We start from the raw sequence: 19,848 nt of genomic DNA, 5'->3' as shown, positions 1-19,848 counted from the left end.
CATAATTTTGCAATAATCATCAGCGATAATAGCTGCATTATTAGTCAACAAAGCTTTATAAGACCCTCATGAGCGAATCTACGGTGCAATTAACCTTTGCACTACCGTCATTTGAAGATCCAATGTCTGCGGCATTAAGCCACAGCATGGAATTTGAAACGCTGTCATTGCATGCTAATAGCCAGCATCAAATTGCTTTGCAATGCGTTTTGCCTGAAGCGGCCCATGAAGGTGATATTATTTCGCTGAGCGCAACTTTACCAAATGCACGAGCAGCTCAGTACTACACAGAAAAAAAGCTCAATCAATTTGATTTAGAACAGGGACGGGTCACGCTTAGGTTGAACCAAATAGCGCATAGTCGTGGTTTTGTAATGCAAATGATTTTGCACGGTAAACACGGCACGTTAAAGAATAGTTTGCAGTTCGATATGCATATTAACCAATTTGGTAGTGGATATACTATACCAGTAACTTCGATTACCCCACCAAAGCCGCACCGCGTTCGTCAGTACCTCGCCAGTATGGGAACAGCTTTAATCTCACTTTTTTAGCTCTTGTTATAAATTTTACCATTAAGCTTTAATTAGTTAATCAGCAAAGCTCACTTTACCCATAGTAATATCTAAAATTCCACCTCTTTTATTTTTAGCACTTTGTCGCTGCCCTGCTAAACATTCGTTTGCCAAAATAGCAAACAGCACCGCCTCTTTGGCATCAGGGTGAACACCCAAATCATCAGTATTCTTAAACGCCTTAATATTTGGGCAGTGTATTAGTAATTGCTCCATCAATAATGGATTATGAATACCTCCACCACTGGCATATACCACACAGTTTTGAACCCCTTTAGCACAGTCATTTAACGCCCTAGCAATTGTAGTCGCAGAAAGCGCATTTAAAGTCGCCAACACATCTTCATGGCTTAAATCTTGGGTTGCGGTTTGGGCTTGGGCTGCGCGTAATAAGGCTAAATTAAACACCTCTGGCCCTGTTGTTTTTGGTAGTGGTAATTTAAAAAACGCGTTATCACTGAGTGCTTTAAGCAGCTTTACATTCACCTTGCCTGCTTTGGCAAGCTTTGCGCCCTCATCATAATGCATTCCTTTAAAGTAATACTGTACGTAGGCATCCATAATGGTGTTACCTGGGCCTATGTCACTACTAAACACGCTACTAGCATCACCGCTTTTAGGTAAAAACGTTAAATTAGCAATGCCACCCATGTTTAATAAAATGCGGTTTTCATCAGGGCTGGCAAAAAATAAATAATCGCCATACACAGCTAACGGCGCACCTTCTCCACCAGCGGCAATATGCTTTTGCCTAAAATCGCCAACAGTGGTAATGCCTGTAGTAACGGCTATTTGGTCACTATCACCTATTTGTAAGGTGCCATGCTTAAAGTCATGATGGTTATGCTGCGACTGCGGACAGTGATAAATAGTTTGCCCGTGGCTTGCTATGGCATCAATACTCGCAGGATCAATACCCCATGCAATTAAACACTGATTAACCATAGCACCATGGAGTTTCCCCACCCAAGGATGTAATAAAGTCAGCACTTCTAAATCGCATTCGCGCTTAGCAAATACCTGCTTTATTTTAGTTTTATATTCGTCGTTATACTCAACCGTAGTAAAATTTAACACCTCTATTTGTGTATGCAAACCTGAACCGGTTATTTTACATAGCGCTACATCTAAACCATCCAAAGAGGTGCCACTCATTAATCCAATAATTAAACGGCTGGGCTTTTTAGCGCTATTATAAAGGGCTTCGATATGAGGATGCATAGAGACTCTGTCTGGGTGTTTTTTTACATTTTAAAAGAGTTTTAAGCAAAGTTATACCTGTATACACTTTAATTTTAATGAATTGTTTTTCATTGTTTAAGCGTTTAAAGCTTGCTAAGTTATTGGCTGATAATAACAAACTCATTTGTAGCATGATCACTTTACGAGCATTTAAACAACACGATACCTGCCAAATAGTCACCATTTTGAACGATCAACAAGTAGCTCGCTATTTGTCCTCTAAAATTCCATTTCCTTATACTCAAGCAGATGCAAACTGGTGGGTAAACGAAGGAGCAAAATGTGGCATCATTAAAGCTATTGAAGTTGATGGCCTATGTGTTGGTTGTATTGGTGTTATCCCTGGTGAGTTTGAGTATAGCCGCAGTGGCGAAATAGGTTATTGGCTTAGTCAGCAATATTGGGGGCAAGGTATTATTACCCAAGCCATAGAGTTGATTACTAAAGAAGTGTTTGAAAGTACTAACTTAAACCGTATTCATGCGGCTGTATTTGCTGGTAATGTTGGCTCAATGAGCGCGTTGCTTAAAAATGGCTTTAATAACGAAGCTATTTTAAAGAAAGCAATTTATAAAAATGGTCACTATTTAGATAGCCATGTATTTAGTGTGCTAAAACAGAGTAATTGTTCTAATTAAATTCTTTCGACGGTTGAATTAACCACCTCTCGCCCAAAGCTCGTGTATCAAGGTACAAATCTTTTCTACCTATCCGCGCATTATTGTTGAGCAATGTATAGTTTTAAAGCTTAAACATTCGGTATATAGGTCGTTTTTTCACTCTATCATGGAGATTTTTATGTCCACAACCAGTCGTCAATTTACTTTAGCATCACGCCCACATGGCGCACCTACTAATGAAAACTTTGAACTTAAAAACGTAGAGTTACCATCATTAAAAGATGGTGAAGTATTGCTGCGTACTATTTATTTATCACTAGACCCTTATATGCGTGGCCGCATGAGCGATGCTAAATCGTATGCCGACCCTGTAGAAATTGGTGATGTAATGGTTGGTGCAACGGTTTGCCAAGTCGAATCATCTAAAAATGATACGTTTAGCGAAGGCGAATGGGTATTAGCATATACAGGCTGGCAAACTTACGCTATCTCAAATGGCGAGGGCTTAATGTCATTAGGTAAAGAGCCAACTAATCCGTCTTACGCACTTGGTATTATGGGTATGCCTGGCTTTACCGCCTACATGGGATTACTAGATATTGGCGCACCTAAAGCGGGTGAAACCGTTGTTGTTGCAGCAGCTACAGGCCCAGTAGGCGCAACGGTTGGTCAAGTAGCTAAAATTAAAGGCTGTAAAGTAGTAGGAGTTGCCGGAGGCAGCGAAAAATGTGCTCATGCTGTTGAAAATCTAGGCTTTGATGCCTGTATTGACCATAAAGCGGATGACTTTGCCGAGCAGTTAGAAAAAGCATGTGAGCAAGGCATTGATGTTTATTATGAAAATGTGGGCGGAAAAGTGTTTGATGCCGTATTACCTTTGCTTAATACCTCAGCACGCGTGCCTATCTGTGGTTTGGTATCGCAATATAATGCCACCAGCTTGCCTGAAGGCCCAGATAGATTAGGTATGCTAATGGGACAATTGTTAACTAAGCGTATTAAAATGCAGGGCTTTATAATTTTTGATGACTATGGCGATCGTTATGACGAATTTGCACAAGACATGCAAACGTGGCTACAAGACGGAAAAGTTCAATACCGCGAACATCTTGTAGATGGTTTCGAAAAAACCATCAGCGCATTTAACGACATGATCAGCGGGAAGAACTTTGGTAAAACCGTAGTAAAGATTAACAGCCCACTATAATAACATTCAGGCTGTGTTGTAATTCAACACAGCTCAATAAGGAAGAAAATGATTAAACTACACCACTTAAACAAGTCTCGTTCTAAACGTATTATTTGGTTATTAGAAGAGCTTGAGGTTGATTACGAAATTGTTGCTTATCAGCGCAATACTGAAACTTTTTTAGCCCCTGATGAGCTTAAAAATGTGCATCCGCTGGGCAAATCGCCAGTTATAGAAGATGATGGCTTAGTGATCGCCGAGTCTGGCGCTATCACAGATTACCTGATCACTAAATATGGCAAAGGTAAGTTTGCACCAGTCACAGGTACTGCAGAATTTGTAGACTATCAACAATGGCTTCACTTTGCAGAAAGCTCTGCAATTTTACCATTATTGCTAAAAATGTTTGTCCAGAAAGATGGTGCTAAAACGCAATTTTTAGAGGGCTATGCCGATGCTGAAACCGCTAAAGTAATTAGCTACTTTAACAGCCGCCTTGAAGGCAAACGTTATTTAGTGGGCGATACTCTCACTGGTGCCGATTTTATGATGTCGTTTATTGTTGAAATCGTTAAAAACGCTGGCCAACTAGGGCACTTTAAAAACCTAGTTAAATACGATGAGCAATTACAATCTCACGAAAAGTTTCATACTGCCAACGAGCTTGAAGCTAAATACGATTAATTTTATGCTCGCTTTGATTGTGGCTAACGCAATCAGAGCGACAATCTCGTTACTCAGGCCTGTCTAAATAAATTTGTTTAAACGCATTAAAATTCAATTCAAATAATTCAACCAACGTCGGATCGAAATGATTACCTGCGCCTTTAATTATTTCCGCCTTTGCTTCATCCATGCTCCAAGGCTCTTTATAACAACGACGACAACATAACGCATCAAATACATCAGCAATCGCAGTAATTCGCCCCTCTAAACTGATCTCTTGCTGTTTTTTTGCGTGTGGATAACCAGCTCCATCCCAACGTTCGTGATGATCAATTGCAATGTTAGCAGCCATATCAATTACAGGGTTAGCTGTTCCTTTGAGGATTTCCCAGCCTTTGGTGGTGTGCTGTTTCATAATTTCCCATTCATCAGCATCCAATTTAGCTGGCTTATTTAAAATTAAATCTGGAACTCCCACCTTTCCTACATCGTGTAACTGTGCTGCTAAACTAATTTTATCGCAGTATGATTGATTTTGATTATTTAGCTGCGCTAATAGTTTTGCATATAAACCAACCCTGATTACATGTGAGCCTGTTTCTTTGGAGCGTGACTCCATCGCTCCTCCCATCAGTGAAATAGCCAGTTGCTGGGTTTCTTCAATTGAATTAGCTAATAAGAGGCTTTCAAAGGTCAGTACTACATTACCCAAAAATAAATCTACTAGCTGTTGAGCTTCTTTTTTTACCGGCTGCAGCGACTGAAACGCTAAGATGGAATCTAAACCTTTTTGCGAATGATGAAAATAAACATAATGATCTTCTGCTATAAAATTCTGCTTAGTTTGCTTTGCCCTTAAAAAATACTCTTGATGTTTTTGTGGAATACTGTCAATTCCATTGCCCGTGAATAAATGTATGCCAGAAAGCTCTCCCTCAATCATCTGCAGCTTTTCATCTAACTGACAAATACCAAAGACCTTAGGCGCATCAATATACAAATTGGCGGAGCTCATATTCAGTACTAGTTTTAGCTCTTCCATTACAACAGAGGTAAACTCAACCAAGTCACCAATTTGGGTAATAGTAGAAATTGCTATTATTAGCCTTTTTAAGTTGTGCCGATGGTTTTGTAGTATACAAATATCGCGATAGGCGCGCAAAGAGGTATAAAAAATCAATTCAAGATCTTGGCTTTGCAGTTGGCTCTTCGCTTTATAACCATCAATATCATAATCGCGAATAACACTGCGCTCTGGCGCAACCCCTGGCTGACCTGTGCGTAAAATAATTCGGCTATATACATTTTGTAAGTCTTGGCGAACAAATCGTGCAAAATCTAATCCTGCATGCTCAGTTTCCATTACTACATCTAATAAAATTAATGCATAGCGCTCTGAGCTTTGTAGTTTCTCTCTGGCCTCTGCCGCACTGTAGACACTATGTAATTCAATAGGTCGTTGCTCAAATTCAAAGCGCTTCATTGCAAGTTGAGTTACTTGATGTACAGATTCATCATCATCAACCACTAAGATTTTCCATGGTTCAACATGCTTGCTGTCGACCGCTTGTTTTACAACTTCATCATCTTGTAACCAATCCATAAACACACTCTACTAGTTATTAATTCGGTAGCGTTAAGGGGAATTGAATAAAAAAATAAACTCCCGTTGATTGTTTTTCCTTTATAAAAATTTGCCCCTTTAGCCGATGTACAACAAGGTTGTAGACAATGTTCATTCCTAAACCACTGCCACCACCTGCTCTATTTGTGGTGTAAAAAGGATCAAATACTTTTTTCTCTGCCTCTTCAGTCATGCCTCTTCCGTTATCTTGATAATGAATGAAAACAGAATCTGAGTAGTCTATATGAACACTTATTTGCCCTTTTTGGCTGCCATTTTTAAAACCATGAATAATTGAATTCATTACTAAATTAGTGAAGATTTGTGCTAAAGCACCAGGATCAGAATACACTTCAGGCTCAGGCTCTTTCGCACTAATAGTAATGTCAACGGGTGTTGCTTTGAGGGTATGGTAAAGGCTTTTTTGCACCTCATTTAAATAACTACTTATATATAAATTACGTAATTCTTCGGTTGTTTGATCAACCGCAACACGTTTAAAACTGCTTATTAAACCTGCGGCGCGCTGCATATTTTTTAGTAAAATGTCACAACTTAAATCAACTTCACTAATAAACTCACTAAACTGCGTTTTACTCAAGGAGCCAGAAGCCACCTTGTTTTTAGTTTCAATCAGCATCTCTCTTAAATGCGACGTCGCAGTTACGCAAACACCTAACGGCGTATTCACCTCATGGGCTACACCACTAACTAAACTTCCAAGTGACGACATTTTTTCTGCTTCAACAAGCTCTTGCTGAGTGCGACGAAGCTCTATGGTTTGCTCAACTAGAGCCTGCTCTGCCTCGTGGCGTTTACTCGACATTAAATTAATAGAATCACTTAAACGATCATAAGGACCGCGCTTTGAAACTGTTTTAGAAAAATCACCTGCTGCAATCGCAGAGCAAACCTGATCAATATCTTTACTGGCTTTAATTAAACGCTCAAAACTTCTAAACATAGTGCCAAGCTCATCATTTTGAGTCATATATTTTTGAACATGAATGGATAAATCGCCATTAGCTAACTGTTCAACAGATTTAATAGCAATATTAATACGCTTAGTTGTTCGGTTAATAAAATACCAAAAGAGTAAAAAAATCAGTAATACACTTGCAAAAGCCGCTGCCAGTAATGGTTTAAATTGCGCTTGAATAGGCCCAATAATATCGGCTTCAGAGCGGCGCACTATCACTGTCCAATTACCAGTGGCAACCTTGGCTTTATCAAAATAGAAGACCCCGGAATCAAAAGGATCGTTCGCAGATAGTATCTCTCTTTCTTGCCCCTGTAACTTTAGCTGTTTGGCTATACTTGCGTAATCTGTATCTAAAATGGCCTTCGTTTTTAATCCTGAATGATTTAATGTCGTTGCAATCACGTTGTCGCGCTGACTGAGTAACAAAACATCTATTTTTAATTGCTGCTTTATGGTTTGCAAGAATTCAGTGATGTCAGCGAGCGCTCTATCTACGCTTGCCATACCGACAAATTTATCATTAATGATAATGGGCGAACTTTGTTCAACCAGCATTCTTCCCTCGTAAACATAGGGCTCAGTGATCATCGTCTCTGTATTGCCATCACGTAAAAACTGTTGGCGTACTCCCTCATAATAAAGACTAGATTCCATGTCCACCAAGGGCTCAAGTAACAAGCGTTCAGAATCATTAAAGTCACGGTGCCAATAAGGTAAAAAACGACCGGTTTGATTTACATAAACGCCTTCTTTTAATGACGGAGCATTAATATAGGCTTGATCTTGATTATCGGCATTAGGCTCATAACCAAAAGAAGCCCCCACGAATGAAGGATTCATTTTAAGCACTGCACGAACAAAATTAATACTTGCCTCTCTATCACCAAACAACCCATTTTGCTGTGCTAAGGCCATAATTTCGGTAGTGCGTACTGCCAATTGCGTCTCTTCATTTACTTTTGCAGAAATAGTATCGGCGGTCTGACTCAAGTTAAGCTTTGCTTGCATAACAGCCTGATTAAGGCTGGTTGAATACCAGTAACTCAAAATACCCGCGATGATGAGCATAACGGGCAATGCCAAATACAGCAGCATTTTTCCTTGCAAAGAATGTATGAGTGTTAGTCGCATAATTTTAGGCTTAAACAAGCAAGTCAATGTCCTGAGGATTTGAAGTAGTAAGCTTAAAAATTAGACTATAAAAACTTTCTAGGCAAATGAATTGTGTAGAAATAAATGTGAAAGCAGGGTATTAAAATACCAGCTGCCTAGTAGATAAGATTGTTAAATAGGGTATGGTTTAAAGACAAAAACACTCTGCAAAACTTTTATTTTTAATCGGCCAATCGATAACCCACAGCTGGTTCAGTTAAGATATATTTTGGACTAGCGGGGTTAACCTCTAATTTTTGTCTGAGCTGTGCCACATGGACTCGTACATATTCAGGACGGTCTATGTACTGCGCTCCCCAAATATGGCTTAAGATTGCATTATGGGTGAGTACTGTATTTTTATTTTGAAACAGTAATAATAATATTGCGTACTCTTTTTTAGTGAGTTTTATCTCATTTCCAGAAGAGGTTACTCTGTGCTTTTGTGGATCTATTTTTATATTCCCGCAGGTAAATGCCACACTCGGCTGGCTCTGGGTACGTAATAAAACCCGAATCCGGGCTAGCAACTCATTGGCGCTAAACGGTTTGGTAATATAGTCATTTGCCCCATTATCAAGCGCAGTGACCTTTTCAACTTCGCCATCTCGAGCTGATAGCACTAAAACAGGTAAGGCACTCCATTGTCGAAACTCAATTAACCAGTCTTGACCATCCATGTCTAGCAGGCCTAAGTCTAACAATACAAGATCGTAACTTTGCTCACTTAAACGTGCAAAACCATCTAACCCTTTATCACAAATACTTAGCTCGTAACCACTGGCTTGCAACAAGGTTTTTAAAAAGCTTTGTAGAGGGGGAGAATCTTCTAATATCAAGATTTTAGTCATTACTTTTTTCCCAGATTAACTTTGCGTGCGCCATATTTGCTTCGTTATTAATTGTTAATGTAAATGTGCCCTGGTGAAATTTAGCAACCACATCACAAATAATGCTGCCTAACCCAACGCCTTCATCGTTACTTGTTTGCCCTTTAATTACCAAGTTATTAGTTAGAAGTAACTGATAAACTACCTTTTGCTGATTAGTACTTTGCGTAAATTCAACGCTCACCTTTTTATCACCATAACGCCATGCATTTTCGAGCATATTAGCCAGCGCAATTTCTAACAAAGTCACATCCCCTTTGCATGTTGTCTGAGCGTCTATATTGGTATTTATGATAAAATCAGTGAGTTGCTGCTGTCTTCTAGCTTTAGCTTCACTAAGTAGTGCTTGTAAGTTTATTGTTTGCCAACTTAGATTTTCACCCATTTTATTAACTCGGCTTAACTCCATTACTTTATCAAAGTGCTCATTTAGTATTTTACTTTGCTCATAAATATTACTCGCTTGCTCTTTTATCACGCTTTCACTGAGGGTAATCTCATCATCTGCAAGCATGCTCGATGCGCCCATAATAGTCGCCAGTGGTGTGCGTAAATCGTGAGACAAACTGCGTAAAAGTGCATTTTTAGCGCGCTCTAATTCCGCTTGCACCGAAATAGCAGCCGACTGTTGGCGTAATAACGTTTTTTCATGTACCTGATAAAGAAGCGAAATAGCGGTGTCCGCAAAGGATTTTTGCCCTTGCGTTAACCGTTTAGTAAAATTAAACCCGCCCCAGCTAGGGTTAACTTCACTAAGCAATATAAACTCACTATTGCCCTGCGATGCTGCAGGTATAAATGTACAAGATGCGTTTAAATGCTTGCTGATCCGCTGCACAAAGTACTTTTTTTGTTCATCCAGCGTATCTAGGCTGTTTAAGTCTTTGGCCAGTTCGTACAAGGTGCGACTATTACTTGCATGTAATTGCACATCCCTAACTTTAGTACTGAGCTCCCCTGCCAATTGGCTGATCACAAAACCAACAATCAGCATAACCATAAAGGTTACTAAATATTCTATGTTTTCAATATGAAAAGTAAAATTTGGGGCAACAAAAAACCAATCTGTACACGCCACACTCACTAAGGTGGTCAGTATGGCAAGACGACGATTACTGCGCACAGCAACCCAAGTCACCCACAATAACTGAAGCATCACGATATCGGTGGTAGTAAACCAATTACGTACAGGGTAAATGGCAATAACCACAATTAATGGCATTATTACTGCCAAAAACAATGCGTTATACCAACGTGGTTTAGCCTCTGCCTGATTCATTAATTATTCCTCTAACATTTGAGAACCTAGATTACTGCCTTTTCGATATTGCCTCTATAAAGTTTTTATAAAGTTTTTTATCTGATTCGTTAAATCTTTATAAAGCTTTTAACGCCTACCTACATTGTTACTTTAATAACTCATATTCTAACTTCAGCAGAAGGAGTAATACGTATGTTGGGTTGGATAAAAATAGTGATGCTTACAGCCTATGTATTAACTGTTTATTGACCAAATGAACTTTACCACTTCTCTCTTTTAACTTTAATTTAGGTATCAACATGGCACATTTTACAGTGATCGGATTGGGTCGATTTGGCATTGCAGCAAGCCTTGAGTTAATTCATTTAGGGCATACAGTCACAGGGGTTGATAGTAACCCTAAACTAGCTGAAAAATATGTTGAGCATTTATCTGAAACCGTTGTTTGCGACTCCACTGATGAAGCCGCACTTAAAGAGCTTGATTTAGCGAGCAGTCAGGCCGTTTTAGTGGCAATAGGAGAAGACATGCAATCGAGCATTCTGTGCACCCTTGCATTAAAAAACCTAGCTGTTAAGCAAATATGGGTAAAAGCGAGCACTAAAGCCCATCACACAATTATTTCTAAATTAGGTGTAACACGCATTATTCATCCTGAAGAAGAAATGGGCGTGCGAGTTGCACAAGCGCTTAATTACCCTGTAGTGAACGACTATATTTCCCTAGGCAATGGCATATACGTTGTTGAAGTAAGTATAAAAGCGCACTTACATAAAACAAAACTAGGGCATTTACTTAAAGAAATAAAAGGCACTGTAAACCCATTATTGGTTAAGCGCGCCAAGCAAACGTTTGCCAAACTTGATGACGACTTTGAGTTACTTACCTACGACACTTTACTGTTATCAGGTAATCGAGTCGAACTAAACTATCTTGCACCAAGGCTTTTATAATTATGGTTTTATGGCACCCTCTCAAAACACCTATAGATCGAAAAGCCAATGGACATAAAAAACTCAATGCGGCTCCACCGCTTGTTCTCTGCTGTAGTTTTTTAATATTAATAACGCTAGGGGCGTTGGCGTTAAAACTACCTTTTGCAACCTATGAGCCTATTTCATGGATACAAAGTGCGTTTACAGCAACCTCTGCGGTGACTGTAACTGGACTGGTTGTCGTCGATACCGGTTCAGTGTTTACTCCTTTTGGACAAGGCGTTATTGCGCTATTAATTCAACTAGGTGGTCTGGGTTTAATGACCTTTGCGGTTGTAACTTTAATGGCACTGGGTAATAAAGTTGGCTTTATTCAAAAAACAGTGACTAAAGCTGCTTTTAATCAAACAGATACATCTACTTTGGTAAATACCGCTAAGTCTGTTTTGCTGTTTGCGCTAATCGTTGAATCTGTAGGCATTATTATTTTAACGCTGTATTGGCTACCCGAAATGGGCTTACAAAAAAGCTTTTTTCATGCACTTTTTTATACTATTAGCGCTTTTAACAATGCAGGGTTTGCATTAAGTCCTAACAGCTTAATGCAGTATGTAGAAGACCCCGTTGTGAATTTAACAATTACCTGTTTGTTTATTATTGGTGGCCTTGGCTTTACCGTATTAACAGATTTATATAAATCAAAGCGTTGGGCTAAGCTCAGTCCCTACAGTAAATTAATGCTGATCAGCACTGTTATTATTAACGTTATTGCATTGTTGCTTATTTACGTAATTGAATACGATAATCCAAAAACACTGCAGCCGTTATCTGAAGTAGGTAAATGGCTAGCAGCTTGGTTTCAAGCCGTTACTCCCCGTACTGCGGGGTTTAATACCATTGCTATTGAAGAATTAAAAAATGCCAGTACCGCTTTAACTATGATGCTTATGTTTATCGGTGGCGGCTCTTTGAGTACAGCAAGTGGCATAAAGGTCGTTACATTTATTGTTTTAATACTAGCAACCTATAGCTACTTAAGACGTGACAAAGGCGTCACCGTGTTACGCCGAGAAATAGACAAAGATTCAGTGTATAAAGCATTAGCCTTAACCGTTATTTCAGCGGGAGTCACTTGGTTGGCTATTTTTACATTACTGGTCGTTGAAGATGCACCTTTTTTAGATGTTGCTTTTGAAGCGGTATCGGCACTGGGTACTGTAGGGCTTTCACGCGGTTTAACGTCATCGTTATCACCGCTGGGGGAGTTTATCATTATGTTTTTAATGTTTATGGGCAGAATAGGCCCGCTCACTCTCGCCTACTTTTTAGCAAGTCCACGCACTAAAAAACTAAGATACCCAAGCGCGCAACTCTCTATTGGTTAACAACACTAACGCGGGTTAATCAGCCCGCATTTTAAATACCCGCTAATTCACGTTCGGTAATACACTCATCAGACGCCATTTCGAATTCTCGACACGTTAATGGGCGATTTTCGTAAATAGTACACATTAACGTATTTCTATCGAGTGCTTGGCACCAACCATCGTCGCCGCGCTTCATTACTTCGCTGCCCCATTTATCGTAATCAATATACTGAAAAGGGACACCGGTATCACTAACAATACGCACTTCTAATTGGCAACAACACGCTTGGCAATTAGCACAAGTGACGGCGGTTGTATCGATATTTTCAACAGCAATGATTGAGTTTGACATACAGACTTTTGATAAATGGTATACAACCTATAGGATACACGAGCGAGGCAGCGGTGACAGTAAAATAACTGTCAGATTTTAAACATCGTCATATGTAATTAACCAATTACTAAAAAAGCGTGCTGGTTAATCAGCACGCTTATTAGTTGTAGATTAAAAAGTGAAAACCACTTTAACGTTATCCGAAACAGCCGATGAAGAAACAAAGCCAATGGTGTCAGGGTTCGCTGCGACCATTTTGATTACTTCACTGTCATTTTCTAACTCTTTAGGCGGTGTGCCCTTTCCTGTAAAAATCAGTTTTGACCAGTACGCTTTTAACTGAGAAGACGTTTTATTGAGTAATTTACTATTAAATTGCTCGGTTGCAGCACTGCTTGGTTCTTGAGATATTGGAATGATCTTATTGCCATTGCTAAATGACTTTTCTTTTCCTGTATAAATTCGACTAATAACAGACTCATCAAAACTACTTTCATTTGAAGGATGCACGATAATAGCAAATTCTGCATAGGCGAAGTTAGTAAACAAGAATATTACACATAATATTAATTTTTTCATTTTACTTCTCCTTAAAATACAACATCGACACCAAGGGTGATTGCTTTACTATCACCGGCCACAGCTAAATCAAACGAGTCATCTTTGACTCTATCGTATTGCACTTTAAATGCAGCTGACGGATGAAAGTCCCACCTAACACCAACAGCAAATGTATTATGCTGCTCTGTATCACCCTCACCTTCTTGTTCAAAGTCTGAAAACATGACATAGGGGGTAATTGAATCAAAACGATAGCCCGCACTGATCATATAAGTATCGAGATTACCATCTAGGTCTAAGCGGTTCAGTTCACTTAAAACAAAAAAATCACCAAAATCAAGGTTTGCAGCTAAGCCATAAAATTTACCATCTCTGCTGTCTTTACCATCCCACAAAACGGGTTCACCCGCGCGAAAACGCTTGTTGGTATATTGCATGTGGGTCACTCTTAGTTCGAGCCAGTCACGATTAAGTAACAGTACGCCGCCTAACATATCTTCCCAAATTTCTCTTGTCGGCTCTTGAAAGAAGAAGTCTGACAACAGCTTGTTATCGTCATCATCTTCTTTACCGGTATAAACATTTGCAGATACTCCCCAGTCACCTACAGAGCCTGAGTAAAGTAAATTAACCCCCCTCGTAGTTAAATACTTGCCATGTATAATTGTCAGCAGGGGCCCGCATCCATACATATGCATAACCTACATCGAAAAAGTCTGAGTAGTAAAATAGTGGTAAACGCTTCTTACCAGCTTGAACAGTCCAATTATCGTTAATATCGTAAGAAATATAGGCCCATTCAAAATTTGCCTCAAAGTCGTTAACTCCTCTGGCAACTAGCTGACCTGTTACAGAAAGGCCTTCACCTAAGTCGCCTGATACCTGTAATCCAATCAAAGACTCTGGCGAAAAGGATAAATCTTCAGTGTAGGCACTTACATTTGGGTAGTCCGCAAGAAAGGTTGGTTCAACGCCATATTGCGGGACACCGGTGCCACTAAGCACTTTACCCGCATTAATACTCGCGAAACCTGAAATATTAATTTCAGCATAACTACTTGCTGATACAAATACCCCCAATAGTATAATTTTTTGCAGTTTCATTGATCACCTCATTATTATAATGGCCGTCATAGCCAAATTGAGTATAGTAAAGCGAGAAAAAGAAACAAAAAATTAACACTTTTTATTTTATACTGATTTTTTAATATTAATTAGGAGCCGACCTTGATAGCAATATTGCTTTAATTTCGCTGTAGCGCTGTTGCTCACACAATGCAAAACCACTTAGTTGGCGTACTTTATTGCGTGCAAATAGCGGCACACTCATTCCCGCCAAAAACCGACATTGGGTTTCAATGCCAACATTATGCACCCCTTTCGTTGCCATATGTGCCAAAAACTCATCCACCTTTTGATATATAAGCGCTGTATCAATCTTTGCAGGAGTGATTGAATATTCAAGCTTGACCGCATGTCCACGGCACACACTACAATGCCCACATTGCTGTGGCGCATTCGCATCATCAAAGTAACGGGCTAAGTTATAGCTTAAGCAAGATTGCAGCTCAAAAAAGCGCACCAAAGCAGCAATCCGTTTTATTTCAGCTTGCTCTTTATCGGTAAAGTAATCATGTAACTGCTGGGCAAGTGCAGGGTTATTAATCACCTCGCTATGCACTTTGTACACTTGAGTAATACGTTTGGTTTCAAGGGTGATAAGGTTTTTTTCTGCTAAGTAATCAAGTGCGGCTACCACACGTTTACGGTCAACCTGTGCGGCTTGCGTTAGAGAGTCAAAGTTAAGTGTACCCCATATTTTTTTAAAGTCGGTATGGCTAAATATTTGCGTTAAAAAAGCTTGGCGCTGCTGATCAAACTGATTAAGCAACTCATTTTTATCAACTAGAAATTTATACTTAAAATCGGCGTAGTACGCATATTGCGGGGTTATTGCACCTTGCATTTCCAATTGTACCAGCAAGGTTTTAAGGGCAAGCTGGCGAATATTACTTTCGCTAGAAAGACTATATTCTTGCATTTCCCATTGCTGTTGAGCTTGGCGAATATCGTTAATAACATATTCAATACCGCTGAGCTCTGGGGTATCGCCGTACACAAAGTTTTCGACTGTATTTAAGCCATCTAGATTAGCCAGCGTATAACAATTCGATGGGTTGCCATCACGTCCTGCACGGCCAATTTCTTGGCTGTAGTTTTCAATTGATTTAGGTAAATCGTAGTGAATTACAAAACGAATGTCTGATTTATCAACCCCCATGCCAAAGGCAATAGTGGCGACCACTACATTTATTTTTCCCGCCATAAAATCATCTTGAATTTGTCCGCGTAGGGTGTCTTCAAGCCCTGCATGATACGCCACCGCCTGCATGCCCTGTGCGCTTAACATATTGGCCACTTGCTCAGCACTTTGCTGCAGCGTAACATACACAATACCGGGGCCGATTTGCGTACGGACAATTTCAGTAAGCTCAGTATTTTTATCAGCCGTTTTAACACTCAGCACATTTAAATCTAAATTAGCGCGATAAAACCCCATTTGCACAATGCATTTTGGATCAATAGCAAATCGCTCTGCCATATCGCGTTTAACTTTTTTAGTAGCGGTGGCGGTTAATAGTAGCACTAACGGAATATTTAGCTCTTCACGGTAACGCGGTAACTTTAAGTAGTCGGGTCTAAAGTTATGACCCCACTCAGAAATACAATGCGCTTCGTCTACCACCAACATAGAAAGTGCCACTTGGCTAATAAATTCTCTAAAGCGCTCGTTTTTAAAGCGCTCAACTGACACCATTAACACTTTAATTTTACCACTGCGCACGTCGTTCATTACCGTACTGCTTTGCATTTGATCTTGGCTTGAATCAAGACTTGCGGCATAAATGCCTTTACTGTTTAAAAAACTTATTTGATCTTTCATCAACGCTAATAATGGCGATACCACCAAGGTTAAATGCGGTAAATGTAACGCAGTAAGTTGATAGCACAAGGATTTACCCGATCCAGTTGGAAATATAGCCAGTGATGATTGGCCATTTAGCAATTGCTCTATGGTTTGTTGTTGCCCTGCTCTAAACTGATTAAAACCAAAATGTTGCTCAAGAGACTGAACTAGCGAGGTACTCATAAAAGCGTCCTTTTTATGTCGGTGCCCATAAATACTGTAAATGCGCAGTAGATGAAATATTTGCATATCAGTATACAGCATATCGTTGGATTTATTGCTGACATATCCTTCAATTAGGCGCACACTATAGTGCTATAAAAGCATGCTTTGCCAAAATAATTTTTTGATACCCAAGTCATTTTAAAAATCAACGTACAGAAATTGCTTCGGTATATTATTTTTAAGGGCATAGTCATGGACAAAACCATACCAAAAATTGTCATCATAGGCGGTGGCGCTGGTGGGCTGGAGCTAGCAACTCAATTAGGGCACAAATTAGGAAAGAAACAACACGCAAATATATTACTCATTGATAAAAACCGCACTCATATATGGAAACCGTTATTGCATGAAGTAGCAACCGGCTCTATTGATGCCGATTTAGATGGCGTTGTATACTCAGCCCATGCAGCCAAGCACCACTATAACTTCCAACTTGGTACTTTTTGTAACCTCGATAACAATAATAAAACCATTACCTTAAGCCCTCTATATGACGAGTTAGGGCATCAAATATTACCTAAACGAACCGTTCACTATGATCATTTAGTTATTGCCATTGGCAGTGTCAGTAACGACTTCAACACCCCGGGTATTAAAGACCATTGCTTTTACCTTGATTCAAACCAACAAGCCGAGCGTTTTCAACACGCCTTACTAGATAACTTTACTCGCCTTCATCAAGACGACGACCCATTGCATTCATTAAACATTGCTATTGTTGGCGGTGGGGCAACTGGCGTTGAGCTCTCAGCTGAGTTGTATCATGTTTCTGATTTACTCAAAATATACGGTTTAACCAATATGTCGGCGAAACGCTTGCACATACATTTGATTGAAGCGGGTCCCAGAATTTTACCTGCCCTGTCTGAGCGAATTGCCAGCTCAGCCAAACGTGAATTATTAAGATTAGGGGTTACCGTACGAGAAAACACCCAAGTTAAACAAGCAACTGAGCATGGCTTTATCACTAATAATGACGAGCAAATAAATGCGGATATTATGGTGTGGGCAGCAGGGGTAAAAGCCCCTGACTTCATTAAAGAGCTAGACATATTTGAGCTGACACGTAGCAATCAAATAAAAGTGAATGATTACTTACAAAGTAGCCTAGACCCTCAAATCTATGTGCTTGGTGATTGCTGCGCGTTTACCCAAGACGATGGGACGCAAGTGCCGCCACGCGCGCAATCAGCTCATCAAATGGCGCAATGCGTTGAAAAAAATCTAATTGCTACACTACGTGAGCAGCCCCTGAAAAAGTTTGAATATAATGATCATGGCTCACTGGTAAATTTATCGCGCTACAGCACGGTGGGCAGCTTAATGGGTAACCTAACCAGTAGTAGCTTTTTTATTGAAGGTAAAATTGCCCGCTTTATGTATATTTCACTATATAGAATGCATCAGCGCGCTATCCACGGCAGTGCCAAAACCTTTGCTTTGTGGATCAGCGAAAAGGTGCTGCGTGTTGTTCGCCCAAAAATGAAACTACACTAAATAACCTGAACTCCGGATAATAAACATAAATATCATTTTGATTAAATATGTTAGTAAATCTCTTAACTAGATTTCAGGTTAAATAGCTACATCAGCCGCGGTAATAAATAAGATTAAACAAATATTTATTACCGCCGTCTTTAATTTTTCACAATTCCCATATAAATTTACATAAACCACTCACGGAATTTAGTAATGACCTTTAAAACGCTTATTTTTAATTTTGATGGTACCGGCAGTGAACCCCGCGACGCAGACCAGTTTAGTACAGAGCATTTTAAAGAAGACGCCAGTATTTCTAATATTCTAAAACTACACTTATTGCTCGGCGGTAAACTTGATGATTCACCCACTACCCCATTTTCACAGCAATTAAGCTTTTATTACCAAGGCATAGGCACCAAAGGGAGTCGTTTAAAACGAATTTTAAATCAAACACTTGCCCCACGTTCTGAAGATGTGGCCAGCATTTTGACTCAGGCTATCACAGATTTTAAGCAGCATTATCAAAGTGGCGATACTGTTCTACTTACCGGTTTTAGCAGAGGCGCTGCATTAGCAAGGCGTTTTGCTAAATGCCTAGAGCCATTAATAAATGAGCAAGTATATTTGTGTGTTTTTGACACCGTGGCCTCAATTGGCCTGTCAAAGATAAATAAAGCGACCCGTGGCGCAGAGCATGTGGTTTTTGAAAACCATACTATTGCCAATAATGTCGCTGGGGCCCTGCATTGTGTTGCGCTTGATGAGAAACGACGGGCCTTTGAGCCCACATTAATGAATCAACAAGCTAACATTACCGAGCTGTGGTTTGCAGGAGCCCACTCCGATGTAGGAGGAGGCTACTATCGCGATGGGCTTGCCGATATTTGCCTGCGTTATGCGCTTGAGTGGCTCATTGCTCAGCCGCTATCGGTTTCGTTATTAACCAGTCATGACATAGACTATGAAAACCTTTTACCTGAGAGTAATTTGGTTGCCCAAGACGATGTGACTGTTATTCCCGATCCACTGGCGCTAAGTCATCAACAAAATTACTTTTGGTTAAACCCATTTTTCAAGCTGGTTGATAGGCAGTGCTGTGTATTAATTAACGATGAAATTAGCCACAACGCTCCATTAATACATCACAGTGTTGCACAGCGAATTAATAAACTAACCAGCTATCGCCCTGAATCGTTAAAAAATATACATTATAAAATGATTTACAGCGATGACAGTACACTAAACTTTATGGGGCTAAGTGCTCATATAATGCTCGCCAATCAAAATATGAGCTTATTGAGTGTTAATCAAAGCAAAGATGTAATGGTGTACGCTAGTGAAGCCTACAACGCTACCGGCTTAATGCTTGCCCAAGATGCAACGTATCGCTTTACTCCTTACCCTAACCAATTTTGGTATGACGATGGTGTAAAGTGCCCTCCTTCCGGCTGGCATCGCGATAATGTGCAACTCGGCGTTAAAGAAATCCCTATGGTATTACTTGAGCCATTTAGGCGTTTAGCCACGGCGCAGTGGTTTAGCTTAATAGGAACAATTGGCCAAAGCGATGACCATGCATTTGAAATTGCCGAAGGCGTTGAAATAACCATTAAAAAATCAGGAGAATTTTGTCCATTTGCTAATGATTTAAGTCGTTTTTATGGGGCGAATGCTGGCAGAATAAAGCTCAAGGTAACACGCTTAAGCTGATAAAGTGCCCTAATAATCAGTGCACTTTATACTGCAAAGTGCACTGAGCTAGGGATAGCTGGTGG

16 protein-coding genes and 1 pseudogene are annotated in these 19,848 nt (G+C 39.8%); 8 read left to right on the top strand and 9 right to left on the bottom strand.

The window, feature by feature from the left end; all coding sequences use genetic code 11:
• Positions 1 to 68: 68 nt before the first annotated feature.
• Complete coding sequence (locus tag ACNSN2_RS16320) at positions 69 to 554, top strand: hypothetical protein (RefSeq protein ID WP_109875084.1); 486 nt, start codon at positions 69 to 71, stop codon at positions 552 to 554.
• A gap of 36 nt (positions 555 to 590) precedes the next feature.
• Here ACNSN2_RS16320 and ACNSN2_RS16315 read toward each other — a convergent pair whose 3' ends face one another.
• Positions 591 to 1,796 carry an anhydro-N-acetylmuramic acid kinase gene (locus ACNSN2_RS16315; protein ID WP_418609778.1) on the bottom strand — a complete coding sequence of 402 codons (1,206 nt, stop codon included), beginning with the start codon at positions 1,794 to 1,796 and terminating at the stop codon, positions 591 to 593.
• 152 nt (positions 1,797 to 1,948) lie between these two features.
• Here ACNSN2_RS16315 and ACNSN2_RS16310 point away from each other — a divergent pair, with 152 nt between their 5' ends.
• From ACNSN2_RS16310 to ACNSN2_RS16300, 3 genes are all read left to right on the top strand, one after another.
• Positions 1,949 to 2,455 (top strand): GNAT family N-acetyltransferase, encoded by a 507-nt coding sequence (locus ACNSN2_RS16310; RefSeq protein ID WP_055011550.1) that lies wholly within the window; start codon positions 1,949 to 1,951, stop codon positions 2,453 to 2,455.
• A gap of 160 nt (positions 2,456 to 2,615) precedes the next feature.
• Positions 2,616 to 3,644 (top strand): NADP-dependent oxidoreductase, encoded by a 1,029-nt coding sequence (locus ACNSN2_RS16305; RefSeq protein WP_418609780.1) that lies wholly within the window; start codon positions 2,616 to 2,618, stop codon positions 3,642 to 3,644.
• Between the two features lie 48 nt (positions 3,645 to 3,692).
• Positions 3,693 to 4,310: a glutathione S-transferase family protein gene (locus ACNSN2_RS16300; RefSeq protein ID WP_138569830.1), complete on the top strand. Its 618-nt coding sequence runs from the start codon at positions 3,693 to 3,695 to the stop codon at positions 4,308 to 4,310.
• A gap of 49 nt (positions 4,311 to 4,359) precedes the next feature.
• On the opposite strand, the gene ACNSN2_RS16295 is transcribed toward ACNSN2_RS16300, so the two are convergent.
• From ACNSN2_RS16295 to ACNSN2_RS16280, 4 genes are all read right to left on the bottom strand, one after another.
• Positions 4,360 to 5,895: an HD domain-containing phosphohydrolase gene (locus ACNSN2_RS16295; protein ID WP_418609782.1), complete on the bottom strand. Its 1,536-nt coding sequence runs from the start codon at positions 5,893 to 5,895 to the stop codon at positions 4,360 to 4,362.
• Between the two features lie 19 nt (positions 5,896 to 5,914).
• Complete coding sequence (locus ACNSN2_RS16290) at positions 5,915 to 8,029, bottom strand: ATP-binding protein (RefSeq protein WP_418609784.1); 2,115 nt, start codon at positions 8,027 to 8,029, stop codon at positions 5,915 to 5,917.
• A 203-nt stretch (positions 8,030 to 8,232) separates the two neighbouring features.
• Positions 8,233 to 8,901, bottom strand: coding sequence for a response regulator (locus ACNSN2_RS16285; RefSeq protein ID WP_418609786.1), 669 nt, complete (start codon positions 8,899 to 8,901; stop codon positions 8,233 to 8,235).
• Positions 8,894 to 10,219 (bottom strand): DUF4118 domain-containing protein, encoded by a 1,326-nt coding sequence (locus tag ACNSN2_RS16280; protein WP_418609787.1) that lies wholly within the window; start codon positions 10,217 to 10,219, stop codon positions 8,894 to 8,896. Before ACNSN2_RS16280 ends, ACNSN2_RS16285 begins: the two co-directional genes overlap by 8 nt.
• A 281-nt stretch (positions 10,220 to 10,500) precedes the next feature.
• Here ACNSN2_RS16280 and ACNSN2_RS16275 point away from each other — a divergent pair, with 281 nt between their 5' ends.
• Both ACNSN2_RS16275 and ACNSN2_RS16270 read left to right on the top strand, forming a co-directional pair.
• Entirely contained in the window at positions 10,501 to 11,154 is a 654-nt protein-coding gene (locus ACNSN2_RS16275; RefSeq protein WP_418609789.1) for a potassium channel family protein, read from the top strand.
• 2 nt (positions 11,155 to 11,156) lie between these two features.
• Complete coding sequence (locus tag ACNSN2_RS16270) at positions 11,157 to 12,521, top strand: TrkH family potassium uptake protein (RefSeq protein WP_138569826.1); 1,365 nt, start codon at positions 11,157 to 11,159, stop codon at positions 12,519 to 12,521.
• 31 nt (positions 12,522 to 12,552) lie between these two features.
• Here the strand turns inward: ACNSN2_RS16270 and ACNSN2_RS16265 are convergent, their stop codons facing one another.
• From ACNSN2_RS16265 to ACNSN2_RS16250, 4 genes and pseudogenes are all read right to left on the bottom strand, one after another.
• Complete coding sequence (locus ACNSN2_RS16265) at positions 12,553 to 12,855, bottom strand: YkgJ family cysteine cluster protein (protein ID WP_010389482.1); 303 nt, start codon at positions 12,853 to 12,855, stop codon at positions 12,553 to 12,555.
• A gap of 153 nt (positions 12,856 to 13,008) precedes the next feature.
• Positions 13,009 to 13,416 (bottom strand): substrate-binding domain-containing protein, encoded by a 408-nt coding sequence (locus ACNSN2_RS16260; RefSeq protein ID WP_075170061.1) that lies wholly within the window; start codon positions 13,414 to 13,416, stop codon positions 13,009 to 13,011.
• 11 nt (positions 13,417 to 13,427) lie between these two features.
• Positions 13,428 to 14,502: pseudogene (locus ACNSN2_RS16255) on the bottom strand (porin).
• 106 nt (positions 14,503 to 14,608) lie between these two features.
• Positions 14,609 to 16,549, bottom strand: coding sequence for a RecQ family ATP-dependent DNA helicase (locus tag ACNSN2_RS16250; protein WP_418609792.1), 1,941 nt, complete (start codon positions 16,547 to 16,549; stop codon positions 14,609 to 14,611).
• 234 nt (positions 16,550 to 16,783) lie between these two features.
• Between ACNSN2_RS16250 and ACNSN2_RS16245 the strand changes: the two genes are divergently transcribed.
• Both ACNSN2_RS16245 and ACNSN2_RS16240 read left to right on the top strand, forming a co-directional pair.
• Positions 16,784 to 18,088: an NAD(P)/FAD-dependent oxidoreductase gene (locus ACNSN2_RS16245; protein ID WP_010389488.1), complete on the top strand. Its 1,305-nt coding sequence runs from the start codon at positions 16,784 to 16,786 to the stop codon at positions 18,086 to 18,088.
• A 195-nt stretch (positions 18,089 to 18,283) separates the two neighbouring features.
• Positions 18,284 to 19,783, top strand: a complete 1,500-nt coding sequence (locus tag ACNSN2_RS16240; RefSeq protein ID WP_418609795.1) for a phospholipase effector Tle1 domain-containing protein — start codon at positions 18,284 to 18,286, stop codon at positions 19,781 to 19,783.
• Positions 19,784 to 19,848: the final 65 nt, after the last annotated feature.

Source organism: Pseudoalteromonas sp. US3C1013, assembly GCF_048401115.1.
GTDB lineage: Bacteria > Pseudomonadota > Gammaproteobacteria > Enterobacterales > Alteromonadaceae > Pseudoalteromonas > Pseudoalteromonas undina.
The sequence above is the reverse complement of the archived record's forward strand: the minus strand, read 5'-3'. Positions and strand labels throughout refer to the sequence as shown.

Coding starts and splice junctions, on each gene's coding strand:
- ACNSN2_RS16280 (WP_418609787.1), bottom strand. CDS start 10,219: ATGAATCAGGCAGAGGCTAAACCACGTTGGTATAACGCATTGTTTTTG.
- ACNSN2_RS16285 (WP_418609786.1), bottom strand. CDS start 8,901: ATGACTAAAATCTTGATATTAGAAGATTCTCCCCCTCTACAAAGCTTT.
- ACNSN2_RS16275 (WP_418609789.1), top strand. CDS start 10,501: ATGGCACATTTTACAGTGATCGGATTGGGTCGATTTGGCATTGCAGCA.
- ACNSN2_RS16295 (WP_418609782.1), bottom strand. CDS start 5,895: ATGGATTGGTTACAAGATGATGAAGTTGTAAAACAAGCGGTCGACAGC.
- ACNSN2_RS16310 (WP_055011550.1), top strand. CDS start 1,949: ATGATCACTTTACGAGCATTTAAACAACACGATACCTGCCAAATAGTC.
- ACNSN2_RS16270 (WP_138569826.1), top strand. CDS start 11,157: ATGGTTTTATGGCACCCTCTCAAAACACCTATAGATCGAAAAGCCAAT.
- ACNSN2_RS16315 (WP_418609778.1), bottom strand. CDS start 1,796: ATGCATCCTCATATCGAAGCCCTTTATAATAGCGCTAAAAAGCCCAGC.
- ACNSN2_RS16250 (WP_418609792.1), bottom strand. CDS start 16,549: ATGAGTACCTCGCTAGTTCAGTCTCTTGAGCAACATTTTGGTTTTAAT.
- ACNSN2_RS16245 (WP_010389488.1), top strand. CDS start 16,784: ATGGACAAAACCATACCAAAAATTGTCATCATAGGCGGTGGCGCTGGT.
- ACNSN2_RS16265 (WP_010389482.1), bottom strand. CDS start 12,855: ATGTCAAACTCAATCATTGCTGTTGAAAATATCGATACAACCGCCGTC.
- ACNSN2_RS16320 (WP_109875084.1), top strand. CDS start 69: ATGAGCGAATCTACGGTGCAATTAACCTTTGCACTACCGTCATTTGAA.
- ACNSN2_RS16290 (WP_418609784.1), bottom strand. CDS start 8,029: ATGCGACTAACACTCATACATTCTTTGCAAGGAAAAATGCTGCTGTAT.
- ACNSN2_RS16240 (WP_418609795.1), top strand. CDS start 18,284: ATGACCTTTAAAACGCTTATTTTTAATTTTGATGGTACCGGCAGTGAA.
- ACNSN2_RS16305 (WP_418609780.1), top strand. CDS start 2,616: ATGTCCACAACCAGTCGTCAATTTACTTTAGCATCACGCCCACATGGC.
- ACNSN2_RS16260 (WP_075170061.1), bottom strand. CDS start 13,416: ATGAAAAAATTAATATTATGTGTAATATTCTTGTTTACTAACTTCGCC.
- ACNSN2_RS16300 (WP_138569830.1), top strand. CDS start 3,693: ATGATTAAACTACACCACTTAAACAAGTCTCGTTCTAAACGTATTATT.